Genomic DNA, 17,816 nt, shown 5'->3' on the forward strand with positions numbered 1-17,816 from the left:
TTCAATCTCCCGAAATAGGCCTATCCAAATTTGTCATGCAGCGCCGGAAACAGCCGGTCTGGCTTGAAGGGCGGCGCCGTGAAGCGGATGCCGGTGGCATCGGCAATCGCGTTGCCGAGGGCGGCGGCGACCGGATTGTACGGACTCTCGCTCATCGACTTCGCGCCCAGCGGTCCGATCGTGTCGGAGGTCTCGGCGAAGAAGACCTCGGTGCGGGGCACGTCGGCGAAAGAGGGCAGGTGGTAGTCGCGGAATTTGGGGTTGGCGACGCGGCCGTCCGCGTCGATCACCATCTCCTCGTAGAGCGCGGCACCGAGCGCCTGCGCGACACCGCCTTCGACCTGACCGCGGCACTGCATGGGATTGGCGACGACGCCGGCATCCGCCGCATGCACGCTCCTGAGAATCCGGAGCTCGCCGGTGCCCTTGTTTACGGCGACGCGAAAGCCTTGCACGTTGAAGCCGACCGAACGCGGCGTGCCGCCGGAATTGCCGGCGCCTGCGAACGGCTGTCCGCGTTCGCGCGCGAGCTTTGCCAGCTCCACAAAGGACATCCGCCGCACGCCACTGACGACGGCTTCGCCCTCGAGCGTGCAGCTGCCGACGTCGCAGAGCCATGCGCCGGCGGCGACCGCCTTCAGCTCGGTCGCGAGCCGCATGGCTGCGGCATGCGTCGCCTTGCCTGCGACGAACATCCCGGCGCTGCCATAGGCGCCGGTGTCGTGGCCGCCATGGGCGGTGTCGGACTGGCGCAGGCGGATCCGGTCGACGGTGGTCGCAAGGGTCGTCGCCGCGATCTGCCGGTGCACGGTGCTGGTGCCGTTGCCGAATTCCGCGGTGCCGACGGTGAGGTCGAAGCCGGCGTCGTCGTTGAGCGCGATCATCGCATCCGCGAGATGGCCCGCCGGGGGTACCGTGTCGATCATGGTCAGCGCGACGCCATCGCCGATCAGCCACTCCGGCGACAGGTCCGGCTGCGGACCATCAGTCTGCATCGCGCGCTCAACGAGGTCGAGGCACTGGTCGAGCCCGTAGGAGCCGTAGTGCACGTCGTGAAATTCCGACGGCGGCGGCGACAGCATGGGGTCGCCTGGCTTGACGATGTTGCGCCGGCGCACCTCGTAAGGGCTGATGCCGAGCTGCTTGGCCAGTTCGTCGATCGCGGCCTCGACCGCGATCAGTGTTTGCGGCAAGCCATACCCGCGAAACGCGCCTGCCGGCACCGTATTGGTGTAGACCGCGGTGCCGTCGACCCGCTTGTTCGGGCAATTGTAGACGCTGATGGATTCGGCCAGCGAGTGGAACATCACGGGGCCGGCGTGATTGCCGTAGGCGCCGGTGTTGGAGAGCACGTCGAGCTGAAGCGCGGTAAGCTTGCCGTCCGCGTCTGCACCGGCCTTGACGTGGACCCGCATCGGATGCCGCGTCGAGGTCGCGATGAACTGCTCCTCGCGGGTGAGCTCCAGCTTCACCGGCCGTCCGGTCTTGAGCGCGGCGAGCGCCAGAATGTCCTCGACGAACATCTCCTGCTTGCCGCCAAAGCCGCCGCCGACGCGCTCGCAGAAGACCCGGACCTTGTCCATGGGAAGCTCGAAGATATCGGACAGCGCGCGCCGGGTCAGGAACGGCACCTGGGTCGAGGTGCGGACATTCAGCACGCCGAAAGCATCGAGCCAGGCGAGGCCGCCATGGGTCTCCAAAGCGGCATGCTGCACACGATGGCTATGGAAGGTGCCCTCGAAGGTGACGGCGGATGTCGCGAGCGCAGCCGCCACGTCGCCGAATTCGCCATGCGTCTCCGCGGCGAGGTTGCGCTGGGCGTCGGCAACGCGGTTCGCGGTGGTGCGATCGGGATGAATGACGGGTGCATCCGGCGCCATCGCCTGCTCCGGATCGACCAGCGCGGGCAAAATCTCGTAGCTGACCTTCAGCCGGCGGCACCCTTCCTCGGCGGCGGCTTCGCTGTCTGCGACGACGGCGGCGACCTTCTGGCCGATGAAGCGGACGATGTCGTCGAGGACACGGGTGTCCTCGGGATCCATCCAGTCCTTCTCATGCCGCGCGGTCGACATCAGAGTGGTTGGCGCATCCTCATGCGTCAGCACGGCGTGCACGCCGGGAACGCTCAGCGCTTCCGACGTGTCGATCGCGACGATCCCCGCGTGGGCGTGCGGTGAACGGAGCAGCTTGATATGCAGCAAGCCGTCGATCTGCGTGTCGAACGTGTAGCGCGCCTTGCCGCGCACGACATCGGGGCCTGCTGGCGCCGGCAGGCTGCGGCCGAATGCGGCGCCGGCCTCGACGCTCTCCTCAATATTGGACTTGCCGAGCAACGCATCCTCGATCGAACGATACCCGGTGCAGCGGCAGATATTGCCCTTCAGCGCCACGCCGAGATCGGTGCGCTGCGCCTGGTTCAGCGAGGCGCAGGTCAGGATCATGCCGGCGGTGCAGAAGCCGCATTGAAAGCCCTGTGCATCGAGGAAAGCCTGCTGCATCGGATGCGTGCCGCCGTCTCCGCCGAGACCTTCGATCGTGGTGACGGCGCGGCCTTCGGCACGGAACGCCGGGATCAGGCAGCTATGCACCGGCTCGCCGTCCAGCAGCACGGTGCAGGCGCCGCAATCGCCGGCGTCGCAACCCTTCTTCACGCCGAAATGGCCCAGCTCGCGCAGGAATGTGCGCAGGCACTGGCCCGCGCGAGGGCTCTGCGAAAACGGCTTGCCGTTGACCTCGAAGCTCATGACGGCGGTGCTCCGAGGAGTTCGTCGCGGATCTCCTCGGCAAGCCGTAGTGTCATGTGCTTGCGCCAGAGCGGCTTGCCGTGGATGTCGGTGTGGTACAGATCGTCGGTGATCTGCTGCGCGATGGCGTCGCGAAGCGCTTTCGCGTCGGGGGCCTTGCGAAAGGACAGCCGGATCGGCCGCACCGTCGACGCGGTGACCGTGAGCGCCAGCGTGCCATCGGCATCCAGACTGCCGATCAGGAGTGCCGCCGAGCGGCCGACCGGCGCCAGCGAGATCCGGCGGAAGGCCGTACGACGCTTCAGCGCGGCGATCGGAATATCGATCTGTCGGAGCAGGTCCCCCGGCGCCAGAAGGTTGCGCTGGTTGCCGGTGACGAAGTCGACGACGGGCATCATCTGTTCGCCGCCGCCGGCCTTCCAGATGGTGCAGATGCCCTCCAGCGCAGCCGTGAGCGAGATCATCGGTCCCGCCGGCAGCGACATGCAGAGATTGCCGCCGACGGTCGCCGTCTTCCAGATCTTGAACGAAGCAAGGAAGGCGCGACAGCACTGGTTGATCAGCGGCGCCGCGAACCAGTCTGGTGGGCAGGCGAATCCATCGAGCTGCGCAACGGTGCAGGTGGCCGCGATGCTGAAATGGCTCTCGGTGACCGTCAGTGCCGGCCACTTGAGGTCGGTGAGATCGATCAGCCGAGTCAGGTGAACTTGCGGCTCCGAGAACAACCAGGTGCCGCCCGCGAGCCAAGCATCACCTGGCGTCCAAACGGGCAGCTGCGTGCGCGTTTGCGGATGGGCGACCGCTGTGATGGTATTCAAGTCCATGGCGACGCCAACGCTTCCAACGAGTGAATCGAGCCAGGAGAAAGTCTTGCAAGACGAGCGCCAAGTCGCAACAACAAGTCGCAGCAAAAGCGCAATCAGGCCCGTACCTGCCTTGCAGGCCTGTCGTCAGCGGATGTGAGGAGGAGCAGGTTCATGAACGACGCAAAGCCGATCTGGATCAGGGATCCCCTGGCTATCCTCGCCGATGGCGCCGAGCGCGGGATCGTGGTGAAAGGCGGCCAGATCATCGAGCTGGTGCCGGCCGGCGCTGCGCCCGCAACCGCTGACGTCGCGGTGTTCGATGCCGGCGACCACGTCGTGCTGCCGGGCCTCATCAACACCCACCACCATTTCTACCAGACGCTGACGCGGGCGCTGCCGGCGGCGATGGACCGCGAGCTGTTTCCCTGGCTCCAGGCGCTCTATCCGGTGTGGGCGAAGCTGACGCCAGATGCGCTCGATCTCGGTGTCACGGTGGCGATGTCCGAACTGCTGCTGTCGGGCTGCACCACCACGACGGATCATCACTACGTATTTCCGGCAGGGCTCGAAGACGCCGTCGATATCGAGGTGGCGGTGGCCAGGCGGCTCGGCGTGCGCGTGCTGCTCACGCGCGGCTCGATGAACCTGTCGCAGCGCGACGGCGGTCTGCCGCCCGATAGCGTCGTGCAGGATGAGGACACGATCCTCGCGGACAGCGCGCGTGTGGTCGCCAAGCACCACCAGCGCGGCGCGGATGCGATGGTGCAAATCGCGCTCGCACCTTGCTCGCCCTTCTCGGTGTCGACGTCCCTGATGCGCGCCACCGCCGATCTGGCCGACAAGCTCGACGTCCGCCTGCATACCCATCTCGCCGAGACCGAGGACGAGAACAGGTTCTGCCAGGAGATGTTTCGCTGCCGTCCGCTCGACTATCTCGAACAATGCGGCTGGCTCAACGCGCGGACGTGGCTCGCCCACGGCATCTTCTTCAATGCAGACGAGATGAAGCGGCTCGGAAGAGCGAAGACGACGATCAGTCATTGCGCCTGCAGCAATCAGCTCCTGGCCTCCGGCTGCTGCCCGGTCTGCGAGATGGAGGAGGCCGGTGTCGGCATCGGCATCGGCGTCGATGGCTCGGCCTCGAACGACGGATCGAACCTGATGCAGGAGGTGCGGGCCGCGTTCCTGCTGCAACGTGCACGCTACGGGGTGACGAAGGTCAGCCACAGGGATGCGCTGCGCTGGGCCACCAAGGGCTCGGCAGCCTGCGTCGGTCGGCCGGAACTCGGCGAGATCGCGGTCGGCAAGGCGGCTGATCTCGCGCTGTTCAGGCTGGACGAGCTGCGCTTCTCCGGTCACGGCGATCCCCTGGCCGCACTGGTGCTGTGCGGGGCGCATCGGGCCGACAGGGTGATGGTGGCAGGAAAATGGGCCGTAATCGACGGCGCGATCCCCGGCCTTGATGTGGCAGACCTCATCCGGCGCCACAGTTCGGCGGCGCGGGCCATGCAGGCCGGATAGTATCCACGCAAAATAAAAAGAGGGGGCGACCACAAGTGCCGGGTGCTTCTGGCCACCCCCTCCGAACCTGTTCCGGGAGGAGCAGGTGATCTAGGCAATGCAAGAAGCGTGCTACTTGCCCGGCAGCTTGTCGTCGATGCCTTTGACATAGAAATTCATGCCGAGGATCTGGCCGTCGTCGAGATTGGCGCCGCCCTTGCACTCGACAGGTTTGCCGTCCTGCCCAAGGACCGGGCACTTGAACGGATGCAGCTTGCCCGCGGTGATCGCGGCCTGGGCATCCTCGGCGATCTTCTTCACGTCGTCAGGCATGTTGGTGTAGGGCGCCATCGCGAACATGTGGCTGTCGAGGCCGCCCCAGCTGTCCTCGGATTTCCAGGTTCCATCGAGCTCGGCCTTGACGCGGGCGATGTAATAGGGACCCCAGGTGTCGAGGATCGAGGTCAGCTGGGTCTTCGGCCCGAACTTGATCATCTCGGAATCCTGGCCGAAGGCGAGCTTGCCGCGTTCGCTGGCGATCTGCATTGCCGCCGGCGAATCCGTGTGCTGCATGATGATATCGGCACCCTGGTCGATCAGCGCCTTGGCGGCGTCGGCCTCCTTGCCCGGGTCGAACCAGGTGTTGGCCCAGATGATCTTGACCTTGATGTTCGGGTTGATGGTCTGCGCGGCGAGGATCGTTGCGTTGATGCCGGAGACGACCTCGGGAATCGGGAACGAGCCGATATAGCCGAGCACGCCCGACTTCGACATCTTGGCCGCGATCAGGCCCTGGATGTAGCGGCCCTGGTACCATTTGGCCGAATAGGTCGACATGTTCGGGTTGCGCTTGTATCCGGTCGCGTGCTCGAAATGCACGTTCGGATATTTCTTCGCGACCTTCAGCGTCGGATCCATGTATCCGAACGAGGTGGTGAAGATCAGCTTGTTGCCGGCGCGGACGAGCTGCTCGATGGAGCGCTCGGCGTCCGGGCCTTCAGGCACGTTTTCGAGAAAGGTGGTCTCGATCTTGTCGCCGAGTTCCTTCACCAGGGCCTGTCGTGCCTGCTCATGCTGATAGGTCCAGCCGAGGTCGCCGACCGGGCCGAGGTAGATAAAACCGACTTTCAGCTTGTCGGCGGCGGAGGCTGCACTGACGCTCCCGGCAAGCAAGAGCCCGGCAGCCAGCGCAAGAAGTGATTTCCTCATCATCAATCTCCAAACATCAGGGGAAAGCCACGATCCGCAACGTGTGCGCCCCATCGCACACGGCGCGGAAATGAAACGTTAGCGGTCAGGCACGAACACGGTGCCGAGCGCAGCCGGTGCGGTCGATCCGCCCGTGCGCGCACGGGAGAGCAGGACCAGAACGATGACGGTCGCAAGGTAAGGCAGCGCCGACATCAACTGCGAGGGAATGCCGACGCCCCAGCCCTGCGCGTGCAGCTGCAGGATCGTCACCGCGCCGAACAGGTAGGCGCCGACCACGAGGCGGCCTGGCCGCCAGGACGAGAACACCACCAGCGCCAGTGCGATCCAGCCGCGACCCGCGGTCATGCCCGGAATGAAGAAGGGCGTATAGGCGAGCGGCAGATAAGCGCCGGCAAGCCCGGCGCAGGCGCCGCCGAACATCACGGCGATGGTTCGGATCCGCAGTACGGGGTAGCCGAGTGCATGCGCAGAAACGTGGTTGTCGCCGCAGGCGCGCAGGATCAATCCTGGCCGTGTGCGGTACAGGAACCACCAGACGCCGACGACCAGCGCCAGCGAGAAATAGACGAAGGCGTCCTCGCCGAACAGCACGCGACCGATAAGCGGAATATCCGTGAGACCGGGAATGTTGAGATGCATCGCCGGCGTGATGCGCTCGCCGACGAAACCGGCGCCGATCAGGCCCGAGAGTCCGACGCCCAGGATGGTCAGCGCCAGCCCTGTCGCAACCTGGTTGACCGCAAGCCCGAGCGCCATCAACGCGAAGACCAAAGACATCAACGTGCCGGCGACGATGCCGAACAGTGCGCCGATGAAGATCGAGCCGGTCAGCCACGCACCTGCAAAGCCAGACGCGGCGCCGATGATCATCATGCCCTCGACGCCGAGATTGAGCACGCCGGAGCGCTCGGTTACGAGCTCGCCGGTCGCCGCAATCAGGAGCGGCGTCGAGGCGGCGAGCACTGCGAGAATGATCGCTTCAATGAGTTCCACGAGCCACCTGTCGGTTCGGGAAGACCAGCTTGAAGCGATAGAGAATGAGGGAATCGCAGGCGAGCACGTAGAACAGCAGGATGCCTTGAAATACCTTGGTGACGTCCAACGGAATCTTCATCGCGATCTGCGCCTGCTCGCCGCCGATAAAGGTCAACGCGAGAAAAAGGCCTGCAATTAATATCCCAAGGGGGTTCAACCGGCCGAGAAAGGCGACGATGATCGCCGTAAAACCGTAACCCGGCGAGATGCCGGGCTGGAGATGCCCGACCGGACCCGCAACCTCGATGATGCCGGCGAGGCCCGCCAGCGCGCCCGAGACGGCGAAGGTCAGGATGATCAACTGGTTGGAATTGAAGCCGCCGAACCGCGCGGCGCGGGGCGCCGCACCGACCACGCGAATCTCGAATCCCTTGATGGTGCGCCCGAGCAGGATCGCCACCGCGGCGACGACGAGAAGGGCGATGATGGAGCCGAGATGCAGCCGGCCGCCTTCGATCAGCAGCGGCACCGTTGCCACCGGATCGAACTCGGCCGTGGTCGGGAAGTTGAAGCCGTGCGGATCGCGCCAGGGGCCGCGCACGAGATAGTCGAGGAAGAGATCGGCGACATAGACCAGCATCAGGCTGGTCAGGATCTCGCTGGCGCCGAACTTCACCTTGCAGATTGCCGGGATCAGCGCGTAGAGCGCGCCTGCGGCGGCGGCGAGCACCAGCATGACCGGCAGCACCCATGCGCCGGCGTCGGTGCCCTGCGTCTTCACCGCAATCCAGCTTCCGGCGACTGCACCGATCAGGAACTGCCCTTCGGCGCCGATGTTCCAGGCATTGGCGAGATAGCAGAGCGACAGCCCGATCGCGATCATCACCAGCGGTGTCGCCTTCACCGCGATTTCCTGGAGCGAATAGCTGTCGGTCAAAGGCGCGATGAAATACGCGTGCAGGGCGAGCAGCGGATTCTTGCCGAGGATCGCGAACAGGATGACCATGGTCACGATCGTGAGGCCGATCGCGATCAGCGGAGAGATCAGTGCGATCGTGTTGGAGCGCTCGGCGCGCTTCTCAAGCACCAACTGCATGCGCGGCCTCCTTCGGTTCCAGCGTGCTGCCGCCCATCAACAAGCCGAGTCTTTCGCGCGTCGCCTCGCTGGTGGCGAGCGGCGCAGATAGATGGCCATGGAACATCACGGCGATACGGTCGGCGATTTCCGCGAGCTCGTCGAGGTCCTGGCTGGTCACGAGCACGGCGGCGCCTGCGGTCGCGAGATCAAGCAGCGCCTGGCGGATGACGGCGGCCGCGCCGGCGTCGACGCCCCAAGTCGGCTGGCTCACCACCAGCACTGCGGGATTGCGCAGGATCTCGCGTCCCACGATGAATTTTTGCAAATTGCCGCCGGAGAGGGATGCTGCTTCCGGATCGCGCTTGGCCTTGCGGACGTCGAACGTCTTGGTTGCGCGGTCGACAGTCTTCAGAGTGGCCGCAGTATCGATGAAGCCGTGATGAACCATGCCGCTGGCGGCGTGGCCGGTGAGCAGCGCGTTCTCCGAAAGCTTCATGCGCGGCGCCGTGCCGTGGCCGAGCCGCTCCTCCGGAACGAAGGCCGCGCCGAGTTTGCGGCGCTGCGTGATCGAGAGATGGCCGGCAGCAAGGCCTTCGATCACGATCGTGCCGGGATCCTTCGAGAGGCGTTCGCCGGACAGCGCGGCGAACAGTTCGTCCTGGCCGTTGCCGGCGACCCCGGCGATGCCGAGGATCTCGCCGCCTTTCAGCTCGAACGAGATGTGCTCGAGCCGCACGCCATGCGCCTCGCCGGGGGCGAGCGAGAGGTCGTTGACGACGAGGCGCGGCACGGTGGTCTGCCGGCCGGCGGCCGCCTTCACCTCCTTGATCTCGCCGCCGACCATCATGCGCGCGAGCGAAGCGGCGGTCTCAAGCCTGGGATTGCAGGTCTCCACCTTCTTGCCGCCGCGCAGGATCGTTGCCGTGTCGCACAGGCGCTTCACCTCTTCGAGCTTGTGGCTGATGTAGAGGATGGCGCGACCTTCGACCTTGAGCCGCTCCAGCACGACGAAGAGCTGGTCGGCTTCCTGTGGCGTCAGCACTGCGGTGGGCTCGTCAAGGATCAGGAATTGCGGATCCTGCATCAGCGCGCGAACGATTTCGATGCGCTGGCGCTCGCCGACCGACAATTGCCAGACCTCGCGTTTGGGATCGAGCGGCAATCCATAAGTCTTCGACACCTGCTCAAGCCGCGCCGACATGTCCTTGAAGGATTCTTTCCCGTCGAGGCCGAGTGCGACGTTCTCGGCGACGGTGAGATTGTCGAACAGGGAGAAATGCTGGAACACCATGCCGATGCCGCGGCTGCGCGCTTCCGAGGGACCGGACTGCACGATCGGCTGGCCCTGCCAGCAAATCTGGCCGGCGCTGGGCTGGATCAACCCGTAGATCGCCTTGACCAGCGTCGACTTGCCGGCACCGTTCTCGCCGAGCAGCGCGTGGATTTCCGTTGGCCAGATGTCGATGTCGATGGAATCGTTGGCGAGGAAATCGCCATAGCGCTTGGTGAGCCCGATCGTCCTGAGGAGCGGGGACTCGCCGGAATGCAGGCTGTTAGCCGTGGGATCCAACATTCGCTTATGCGCTTGCATGGGATGAAGTGCCTCAATACTGAGCTAGTTTGAACCGTCGCGTAAGGTGTGAAAAAGCGTCATCCCTTGCTCAACGCTTCGGCAGCCAGGTGGTGTCGGCGAGTCGCGGCTCTCCCAGGCGGCGATCGTCCTCAAAGGCCCCCCGAACAGCCTTTGCAGTGCCGGCTTGCGCGTGACGCCTGTTGCAAATTTGTGACGGATCAAACCAAATCGGAACCCGCTATGCAGGCTTGATGTGAAGTTGAGCAGAGACGCGCCATCACGCGTATGCATTTGCGAACACCGCGACAGTCGCTTCCGCCCATTCTGTCTGCCTTGCCCGATCGACATGAAAAGCCGAGCGAAATCAAATGGGATTATCCGGCAATGGCCGCTCTCGCCTGACCGCGTGGCGGTGAGGTTGGCCTTCCAAATCCGCCGGTGAAGCGCAGTGCTCTGTGCAAACAAGCGGCATGCCTTGAAACAAGTTGAGGCTTCTCACTCCTGGAGATCGGCGCAAGTGTCGCACCCAAGGGACGTTCATTTTTACGTGTCCAAACTTGGGGGTATTCGGATGTCGTTTCGTATGAAGGCAATTGCGGCGGCGGCGCTGTCACTTGCTACGCTCGCTACCGGTGGCCTGGCTCAGGCAGCCGACTTGCCGGTCAAGGCTGCCAAGAAGGCGGCGGATCTTCCGTTCTTCCTGGTGATCGACGACCGCGTCACCTTCTCCTATATCTTCAATGCGTCGCAGCCCGGTGCGTTCACCAACACCAACGGCGTGATCAACGCCAAGACGACGAAGCAGGTCTACTCCTTCACCCACTTCGATGCCTGGACTTACGGCACCAACTTCTTCACCATTTCGATGTTCAAGTCGGACCACAACGATCCGGCAGGCCCGTGTACTGCCACAGGCGTGGTCGTGTCGCCGGCTGCAGGCTTCGCAGCGACGCCCACGAGCTGTGCCGGCGCCACAGAAATTTATGGCCTGTTCCGCTCGACCTTCGGCTGGAACGAGATCTTCAACACCAAGGCCTTCACCCAGGGCCCGCTGCATAACATCTCGTTCGAGGTTGGCATGGATGCCAACACTGAGAACCGGTATTTCGGCGCCGCCAAGCGCGACGTTGTCGCCGGTCTGCAGTTCGCCTTCGACCTTCCCTACAAGGGCTACTTCAACGTAGCGCCGCTGGTGTACTGGGAGTTCGCCAACCACAACTCCTTCTCGCAGTGCGGCGCCGGTTGGTCCGCTCCGTGTATTGCCGACGGCAACACGTCGTTCAAGCCGACCTGGGCTATCGAAACCAACTACTATATGGACCTCGGCTTCCTGCCGCAGAACATGCAGTATTTCTCGATCAGCGGCCGCGCGGCGTGGTACGGCAAGAAGGGCACCGACACCGAGCCGCTTCCCGCCAGCGTTGCCAACAACGTCTATCCGACCAAGGTCGAGTTCAATTCCGAGCCGATCCGCCTGACCCTCGATGCCTCGAAGGCGATTTGGGGTGAAAAGTACTCGCACTTCGTCGACGTCTGGGTCGCCTATCGCTACTGGCAGAACAAGTTCGGCCTCGATCACAACAATGCCTTTGCGTGCACCACTTTCGTCGGTGGTACGAAGGTGAGCACCGGATCCTGCACCGAATCCTCGCTCTACTCGGGTATCACTGTGAAGTTCTAACCACCTGACATTCTTCAGGTGAATGACGATGACGCCGCGTTAAACCTCCGCGGCGTTATCTTCGTTTGTGGGATGGGCTGGGTACCTTCAGGCGGCCCTTCGGTGAGCGGCGCAAGGCCCGCTCGGCGGCCGCCTACTTCGTCCACACGCCGTCGTGCAGCGCTTCGGCCTCGTCTTCGAGCAGCGGCCCCGTAACATCTGTCGGCCTCTGGCCACTGATAAAGACCTCGCGACAGGGCAGGTCGAGCGTCGGGTTCTCCGGATGATCGCCGGTGATGCCGCGCAGGCGGTGCTCGCTGAGGCCATAGACGACACGGCCGATGCCGGCCCAGTAGATCGCGCCCGCGCACATCGCACAGGGCTCGGCGGAGGAATAGAGCGTGGCCTTCGCCAGCACCTCGCCGCCGAGCGTGCGGCAGGCCTGCGTGGCGGCGAGGCGCTCCGCATGCGCGGTGCCGTCGTGATCCGGCATGTAGCCGTTCTCGGCTTCGATCAGGACCTTGCCTTCGGCATCGACGACGATGCAACCGAAGGGATGGTTGCCGTGGGTGAGGGAACGGCGGGCGACCGCAAAGGAAAGGCGGAGGAAGTGCTCGTCCCGCTCGGACCCGCCGCTCATCGATCTTCCCTGGTCAATACCCCGCCATATGCCGGCCGACCACGGTGAGATCGGCTTCGCTGGTCCGTGCTTCATACACGAATTCGCCGTGGAACATCACCACCAGCCGATCGGAGAGTTCAAGGAGTTCGTCGAGGTCCTCGCTGACCAGCAGCACCGCGGCGCCGCGGTTGCGTGCGGCCATGATCTCGGCATGGATTTGCGCCACCGCTGCGAAATCGAGCCCGAAACAGGGATTGGCCGCGATTAGCACCTCGACGTCGCCGCCGAGCTCGCGGGCCAGCACGGCGCGCTGCACGTTGCCGCCCGACAACGCCGAGATCGGCGTGTCGGGCGTGCGGGTCTTGATCTTGTACTGGGCGATCTTCTTCCTGGCGTCGACGCGGAAGGCGCCGCGGTTGAGCCACCAGCCGAGGCTTGCAAAGGGCGCGCGGTCGAACTCGCGGAAGGCGATGTTGTCGGCGACGCTCATGCCGCCGACACAAGCGTTCTTCAGCGGCTCCTCGGGCAGGAGTGACATATTGTGCCGCCGCATCTCCTCGCGGCTGGCGTGATAGGGATCGCCGGCGACGCGGATCTCGCCACTCTCGGCTGCGCGCTGCCCGGCCAGCACCTCGACGAGCTGGCGCTGGCCGTTGCCGGAAACGCCGGCGATACCGACGATCTCGCCGGCACGGACCCTGAGGGAGACGTCGTGCACGGCGATGGCGCCGGCGTCGTCGAGCGCGCGCATCTTCGCCAGCTCCAGCCTCGCCTTGCCGGCTTCACCGGTGCGCGGCGGCTGTACCGTCAGCTCCTCCGCGCCGATCATGGTGCGCGCCATCGCGTCCGGCGTCAGTTCGGAAACCTTGCCGGCGCCGGCGAGCTTGCCGCGGCGCAGGATCGTGACGTCGTCGGCGAAGGCCATGACCTCACGGAACTTGTGCGTGATCATCAGGATGGTCAGCTCGCCCTTGACGACCATGTCACGGAGCATGCCGAGCACCTCGTCGGCTTCCGCCGGCGTCAGCACTGATGTCGGTTCGTCCAGGATCAGGAAGCGGCGCTTCAGGTAGAGTTGCTTGAGGATTTCGCACTTCTGGCGCTCGCCTGCGGAGATGTCGGAGACCTTTGCGCTGAGCGGCACCTTGAATGGCATCCGCGCGAGAAAGGCCTCGAGGTCCTTCAGCTCGCGGGACCAATTCACCACGGCCGGCACGTCATCGCGGGCCAGCACCAGATTCTCGGCGACTGTCATCGCCGGCACTAGCGTAAAGTGCTGGTAGACCATGCCGAGGCCGAGCGCGTGGGCGTCCTTCGGATTGCCGATCGCCTGCTCGCGCCCGCCGACCAGAATGTCGCCTTCGGTGGCGTGATAGTAGCCCATGATGCATTTGACGAGGGTCGACTTGCCGGCGCCGTTCTCGCCCAGCAGCGCATGGAACGAACCCGGCCGCACTTTCAGCGCGACATTGTCCAGCGCCAGGAAATCACCGAAGCGCATGGTCATGGCAATGGCATCGACGCCGAAGGCGCCCGATGGCGGCGGCGTTTCGCCGACAATCACGAAATCGCTCCGATGAAAGCGTCGGACGTCGAGACCGCGCCGAACACGCCGCCCTGCATCTTGATCATCTTCAGCGCGTGCTCGTGGTTGCTCTTGTCGGTCGCACCGCAGCAATCGTGCAGCAGTACGCATTCGAAGCCGCGGTCGTTGGCCTCCCGCATGGTGGTGTGAACGCAGACGTCGGTGGTGATCCCCGTGAGCACGATGTTCTCGATGCCGCGGACGCGCAGGATCAGCTCTAGATCGGTGGCGCAGAACGAGCCCTTGCCGGGCTTGTCGATGATGGGTTCGCCGGGCAGCGGCGCCAGTTCCGGAATGATGTCCCACCCGGGCTCGCCGCGCACCAGGATGCGGCCGCACGGGCCGGGATCGCCGATGCCGGCGCCGATCTGCCGCGAACGCCAGCGCTTGTTGGCGGGCAAATCCGAGAGATCGGGACGGTGGCCCTCGCGGGTGTGGATGATGTGAAAGCCTTGGCTCCGCATCGCCGTCAGCAGTTTCTTGATCGGCTCGATCGGCGCCCGCGTTAGGGACAGGTCATAGCCCATCTTGTCGACATAGCCTCCGACGCCGCAGAAATCGGTCTGCATGTCGATGATGATGAGCGCGGTATTCTCGGGACGGAGATCGCCGTTGTAGGGCCAGGCATAGGGCTCGGACTTGATGGTGCGCTCGGGCATGATTCGCTTCCTAGCGGGTGATCGACAATTCGGCCGGGGCTCCGGTCAGCGTGCGCTTCGGCGAGCAGGTGATGATCATGATCGCCAGGGTCAGGATGTAGGGTGCGGCGTTGAAGAGGTGGTAGCCGGAGGTGACGCCGACCGATTGCAGCGCCGGGCCCAGCGCCGCGGCGCCGCCGAAGGCGAGCGAGGCCCACAGACACAGCAAGGGGTCCCAGCGCGCGAAGATCACGAGCGCCACGGCCGTGATGCCCTGGCCCGAGGACAGGCCCTCGTTCCAGCTTCCGGGATAGAACAGCGACAGGAACGAACCGCCGATGCCGGCGAGGAAGCCGCCCACCATGGTCGCGCGCAGGCGGATCAGCAGCACCGAGTGGCCCATCGCACGCGCGGAGTCCGAACTCTCGCCGGCGGTGCGGATCAGAGGCCCCAGCGCGTGGTCCGGAAGGCCCAGTAGAGAATTGGCGCGAGTGCGACGCCGATCAGGAAGAGCACGTTGACCCGTAGTGCCGCGCGCACCTGCGGAATGTCGCTCCACCAGCCGAAATCGATCGCGGGCAGCCGCGGTGCTGTCGGCTCGATCAGCGGCTTGCCGAGATAGAACGCAAGCCCGGTGCCGAACAGCATCAAGGCGATGCCGACCGCAATGTCGTTGACGCGCGGCAATGAGCAGATGCCGGCATGCAGCGCGCCCAGAAGCGCGCCGGTGATGCCAGCGGCGAGCACGCCCAGCCACGGCGATCCCGTGAGGTAGGAAATGCCGTAGGCGCTCATCGCGCCCATCACCAGCGTGCCTTCGAGGCCGAGATTGATGCGGCCGGAGCGCTCGGTGATGCATTCCCCCAGGCTCACGAACAGGAACGGCGTCGAGACGCGAATGGCGCCGCCGAGCACGGCGAGCGGGACGGTCCAGAGTCCGATCGAGCCGTCTGCCATTTCAGGACTTTCCCTTCAGAAACCCGATGCGGCCGTAGAGCGCATCGCTGGCCAGCACGAAGACGAAGATGATGCCTTGCAGTACCAGCACGGATGCATCCGGCAATCCGAGGCGGCGCTGCAACAGCCCGCCGCTGGCGCTGATGCCACCGAGCAGGATCGCGACGGGGATAATGGCGAGCGGATTGTGCCGCGCCAGGAAGGCGACAAGAATCCCTGTGAAGCCGTAGCCTGCGGCGAGGTTGGCGTTGGTGCGCCCCTGCACGGCGGCGACCTCGACCATGCCGGCAAGGCCCGCGGCGCCGCCTGCGAGGAAGCAGACGGTCAGGATCAGCTTGCTGACATTGAGGCCGACGATCTTCGCAGCGCGGATGTTGCCGCCCGCAACGCGCGCGGCGAAGCCAAACACGGTATGATAGATCAGGATATAGGCGGCGATCGCGGCGATCAGGCCGAACACCAGACCCCAGTGCACGTCGGTGCCGGGAATCGATCCGATCATGTTGGCGGCGCCGATCTCGCGGGTCGACGGCTTGTTGAGGCTGGCGGGGTCGCGCATTACGCCTTCGACGAGATGGTTGAGGACCGCGAGCGCGATGTAGACGAGCAGCAGGCTCGAGATCGTCTCGTTGACGCCGCGATATTGCCGCAGCGCGCCCGAAAGCATGACCCACAGGCCGCCGCCGATCACGCCGGCGATGATCATGGCGATCTGCACGATGAGCGGCGGCATGCCCTGAAGCACCAGTGCCGCGCTGGTTGCCGACAGCGCGCCGATCAGGAGAGCGCCTTCGCCGCCGATGATGACCATGCCGAGCTGCGCGGGCAGCGCCGTGCAGAGTGCGGTGAGGATCAGCGGCGCCGCGCGCGTCAGCGTGTTCTGCCACGAGAACCAGGTGCCGAACGCGCCGTAGTACATGTAGAAATAAAGGTCGAGCGGGCTCTTGCCGAACATTGCGACGAAGATGCCGAAAATCCCGAGCGCGCCGACCAGCGCTGCGCCCGGGATCAGGACATATTCGATCGCTCCGCCGTGACGTTGCAGGAATCCCGCGTCGGCGGCCGGGGCAACCGTCCCGACCGCTTCAACGGGATCCGCAGCTTCCGTCGTCACGAAGTCGCCCCGACCACGCCCTCCACAAGATAGTCCATCTTCTCGAGCTCGGGATCCTTCTGGCCGCGATCGGTGCCGGCCGCGATCACCGTCTTGCCCTTGTTGTCGACCAGCCCTCCCTTGAAGATGGCGTAGCCGTCACCGGACAAGAACTTGGCTTTGACGTCGTCGGCGTGCTTGCGCGCCTCGGCGGAGACTGCTTCGCCATAGGGCGAGGTCTTGACGATCTCTTCCTTGAGGCCGCCGCGATAGAAGTTCGGAATGCTCTCGCCGGCGGCGATCATCTTGACGAACTTGGGGTACAGCGCTTCCCAGTTCCACTCGGCTCCCGTGAGATACGCCTTCGGCGCGAGCGGCGACTGGTTGACGTGATAGCCGCACACCATGGCGCCCCGACGCGCGGCGTTCTCGACCATGGTCTTCGGGCCGTCGACGTGACAGGTGAGGACGTCGACGCCCTGGTCGATCAGGCTGTTGGTGGCCTCGGCTTCCTTGACCGGCATCGACCAGTCGCCGGTGAAGATGACCTGCGTGGTGGCCTTGGGATTGGCAAGCCTCGCACCGAGCGCGAATGCGTTGATGTTGCGCAGCACCTGCGGGATGGGTTTTGCGGCGACGAAGCCGAGTTTGCCGCTCTTGGAGCTATAGCCGGCGACGATGCCCGAGATGTACTGGGCTTCATCGATATAGCCGAAATAGCTGCCGGCGTTCTTCGGGTCCTTGTCGCTCCACAGGCCGCCGCAGTGCTCGAAGTGCAGCTTCGGGAATTTCTTGGCCATCTTGACCATGTGCGGATTGTAGTAACCGAACGAGGTCGGGAAGAGCAGGGTGGCGCCGTCGAGATTGATCATGGACTCGATCGTCTTCTCGACCGCGTCGGTCTCCGGCACCTTCTCTTCTTCCACGACCTTGAGGCCGGGAATCTTCTTCAGCGCCGCGGCGCCCTGCGCATGCGCCTGGTTGTAGCCATAGTCGTCGCGCGAGCCGACATAGATGAAGCCAATGGTCGTCTCGGCCGCGAAGGACGGGCGGGCGCCGGTCGCCGCGCCGAGGGTGAGGGCCGCACCACCCTGCAACAAATGACGTCGTGAGATCCTGCCAAATTCCATTGCTTGCTCCCCTTGGCGGATGACCGCCTCATCTCGCGCTGCGCCGGTCTGGCGGAGCCCGGGATGGATTGTCGCAAGCTTCGTGCCAGAGGTTGCGGCGGGAGAGCTCCAAGTTAACACATTGAAAATAATAATATATTTTGTAGATTCTGATCCTGACCAGGAAATCAGCAGATTAAATTGTAGGCAGTATTTTGTAATTGTATGCAATGGAGTTAAGCAGTCTTAACCAGCGCGGACGTG

13 protein-coding genes and 1 pseudogene are annotated in these 17,816 nt (G+C 64.5%); 2 read left to right on the forward strand and 12 right to left on the reverse strand.

Features of this window, described 5'->3' with window-relative positions:
- Positions 1-20: 20 nt before the first annotated feature.
- Both AC0L3P_RS34730 and AC0L3P_RS34735 read right to left on the reverse strand, forming a co-directional pair.
- The gene (locus AC0L3P_RS34730) at positions 21-2,744 is read right to left on the reverse strand and encodes a molybdopterin-dependent oxidoreductase (protein WP_473308732.1); all 2,724 of its coding nucleotides are present in this window, start codon (positions 2,742-2,744) and stop codon (positions 21-23) included.
- The gene (locus tag AC0L3P_RS34735) at positions 2,741-3,568 is read right to left on the reverse strand and encodes an FAD binding domain-containing protein (protein ID WP_473308733.1); all 828 of its coding nucleotides are present in this window, start codon (positions 3,566-3,568) and stop codon (positions 2,741-2,743) included. Before AC0L3P_RS34735 ends, AC0L3P_RS34730 begins: the two co-directional genes overlap by 4 nt.
- 153 nt (positions 3,569-3,721) lie before the next feature.
- On the opposite strand from AC0L3P_RS34735, the gene AC0L3P_RS34740 reads away from it, so the two are divergent.
- Positions 3,722-5,071 (forward strand): 8-oxoguanine deaminase, encoded by a 1,350-nt coding sequence (locus AC0L3P_RS34740; protein WP_473308734.1) that lies wholly within the window; start codon positions 3,722-3,724, stop codon positions 5,069-5,071.
- Between the two features lie 111 nt (positions 5,072-5,182).
- On the opposite strand, the gene AC0L3P_RS34745 is transcribed toward AC0L3P_RS34740, so the two are convergent.
- The 4 genes from AC0L3P_RS34745 to AC0L3P_RS34760 form a co-directional block, all read right to left on the reverse strand.
- Positions 5,183-6,259, reverse strand: a complete 1,077-nt coding sequence (locus tag AC0L3P_RS34745) for a BMP family ABC transporter substrate-binding protein (protein WP_473308735.1) — start codon at positions 6,257-6,259, stop codon at positions 5,183-5,185.
- Positions 6,260-6,337: 78 nt separating this feature from the next.
- On the reverse strand, positions 6,338-7,255 hold the full coding sequence (locus AC0L3P_RS34750) for an ABC transporter permease (RefSeq protein WP_275169741.1): 918 nt from the start codon (positions 7,253-7,255) through the stop codon (positions 6,338-6,340).
- Positions 7,242-8,333: an ABC transporter permease gene (locus tag AC0L3P_RS34755; RefSeq protein WP_354057646.1), complete on the reverse strand. Its 1,092-nt coding sequence runs from the start codon at positions 8,331-8,333 to the stop codon at positions 7,242-7,244. The genes AC0L3P_RS34750 and AC0L3P_RS34755 overlap by 14 nt, the downstream gene beginning before the upstream one ends.
- Positions 8,317-9,888 carry an ABC transporter ATP-binding protein gene (locus AC0L3P_RS34760; protein WP_473308736.1) on the reverse strand — a complete coding sequence of 524 codons (1,572 nt, stop codon included), beginning with the start codon at positions 9,886-9,888 and terminating at the stop codon, positions 8,317-8,319. The genes AC0L3P_RS34755 and AC0L3P_RS34760 overlap by 17 nt, the downstream gene beginning before the upstream one ends.
- Positions 9,889-10,459: 571 nt before the next feature.
- On the opposite strand from AC0L3P_RS34760, the gene AC0L3P_RS34765 reads away from it, so the two are divergent.
- Positions 10,460-11,569 carry a hypothetical protein gene (locus AC0L3P_RS34765; RefSeq protein WP_275169747.1) on the forward strand — a complete coding sequence of 370 codons (1,110 nt, stop codon included), beginning with the start codon at positions 10,460-10,462 and terminating at the stop codon, positions 11,567-11,569.
- A 133-nt stretch (positions 11,570-11,702) separates the two neighbouring features.
- Here AC0L3P_RS34765 and AC0L3P_RS34770 read toward each other — a convergent pair whose 3' ends face one another.
- The 6 genes and pseudogenes from AC0L3P_RS34770 to AC0L3P_RS34795 all read right to left on the reverse strand — a co-directional run bounded on the left by AC0L3P_RS34770 (position 11,703) and on the right by AC0L3P_RS34795 (position 17,573).
- Positions 11,703-12,188 carry a nucleoside deaminase gene (locus AC0L3P_RS34770; RefSeq protein ID WP_354057650.1) on the reverse strand — a complete coding sequence of 162 codons (486 nt, stop codon included), beginning with the start codon at positions 12,186-12,188 and terminating at the stop codon, positions 11,703-11,705.
- A 13-nt stretch (positions 12,189-12,201) separates the two neighbouring features.
- Positions 12,202-13,734 (reverse strand): ABC transporter ATP-binding protein, encoded by a 1,533-nt coding sequence (locus AC0L3P_RS34775; protein ID WP_473308737.1) that lies wholly within the window; start codon positions 13,732-13,734, stop codon positions 12,202-12,204.
- Positions 13,731-14,414 carry a biuret amidohydrolase gene (gene biuH, locus AC0L3P_RS34780; protein WP_354057654.1) on the reverse strand — a complete coding sequence of 228 codons (684 nt, stop codon included), beginning with the start codon at positions 14,412-14,414 and terminating at the stop codon, positions 13,731-13,733. Before biuH ends, AC0L3P_RS34775 begins: the two co-directional genes overlap by 4 nt.
- 10 nt (positions 14,415-14,424) lie before the next feature.
- Positions 14,425-15,350: pseudogene (locus tag AC0L3P_RS34785) on the reverse strand (ABC transporter permease).
- A gap of 1 nt (position 15,351) precedes the next feature.
- Complete coding sequence (locus AC0L3P_RS34790) at positions 15,352-16,464, reverse strand: ABC transporter permease (RefSeq protein WP_473308738.1); 1,113 nt, start codon at positions 16,462-16,464, stop codon at positions 15,352-15,354.
- A complete protein-coding gene (locus AC0L3P_RS34795; RefSeq protein ID WP_275169753.1) occupies positions 16,461-17,573 on the reverse strand; it encodes a BMP family ABC transporter substrate-binding protein in 1,113 nt (370 codons plus the stop codon). Before AC0L3P_RS34795 ends, AC0L3P_RS34790 begins: the two co-directional genes overlap by 4 nt.
- Positions 17,574-17,816 lie beyond the last annotated feature (243 nt).

The sequence above is a fragment of the Bradyrhizobium sp. WSM4874 genome (assembly GCF_055811835.1).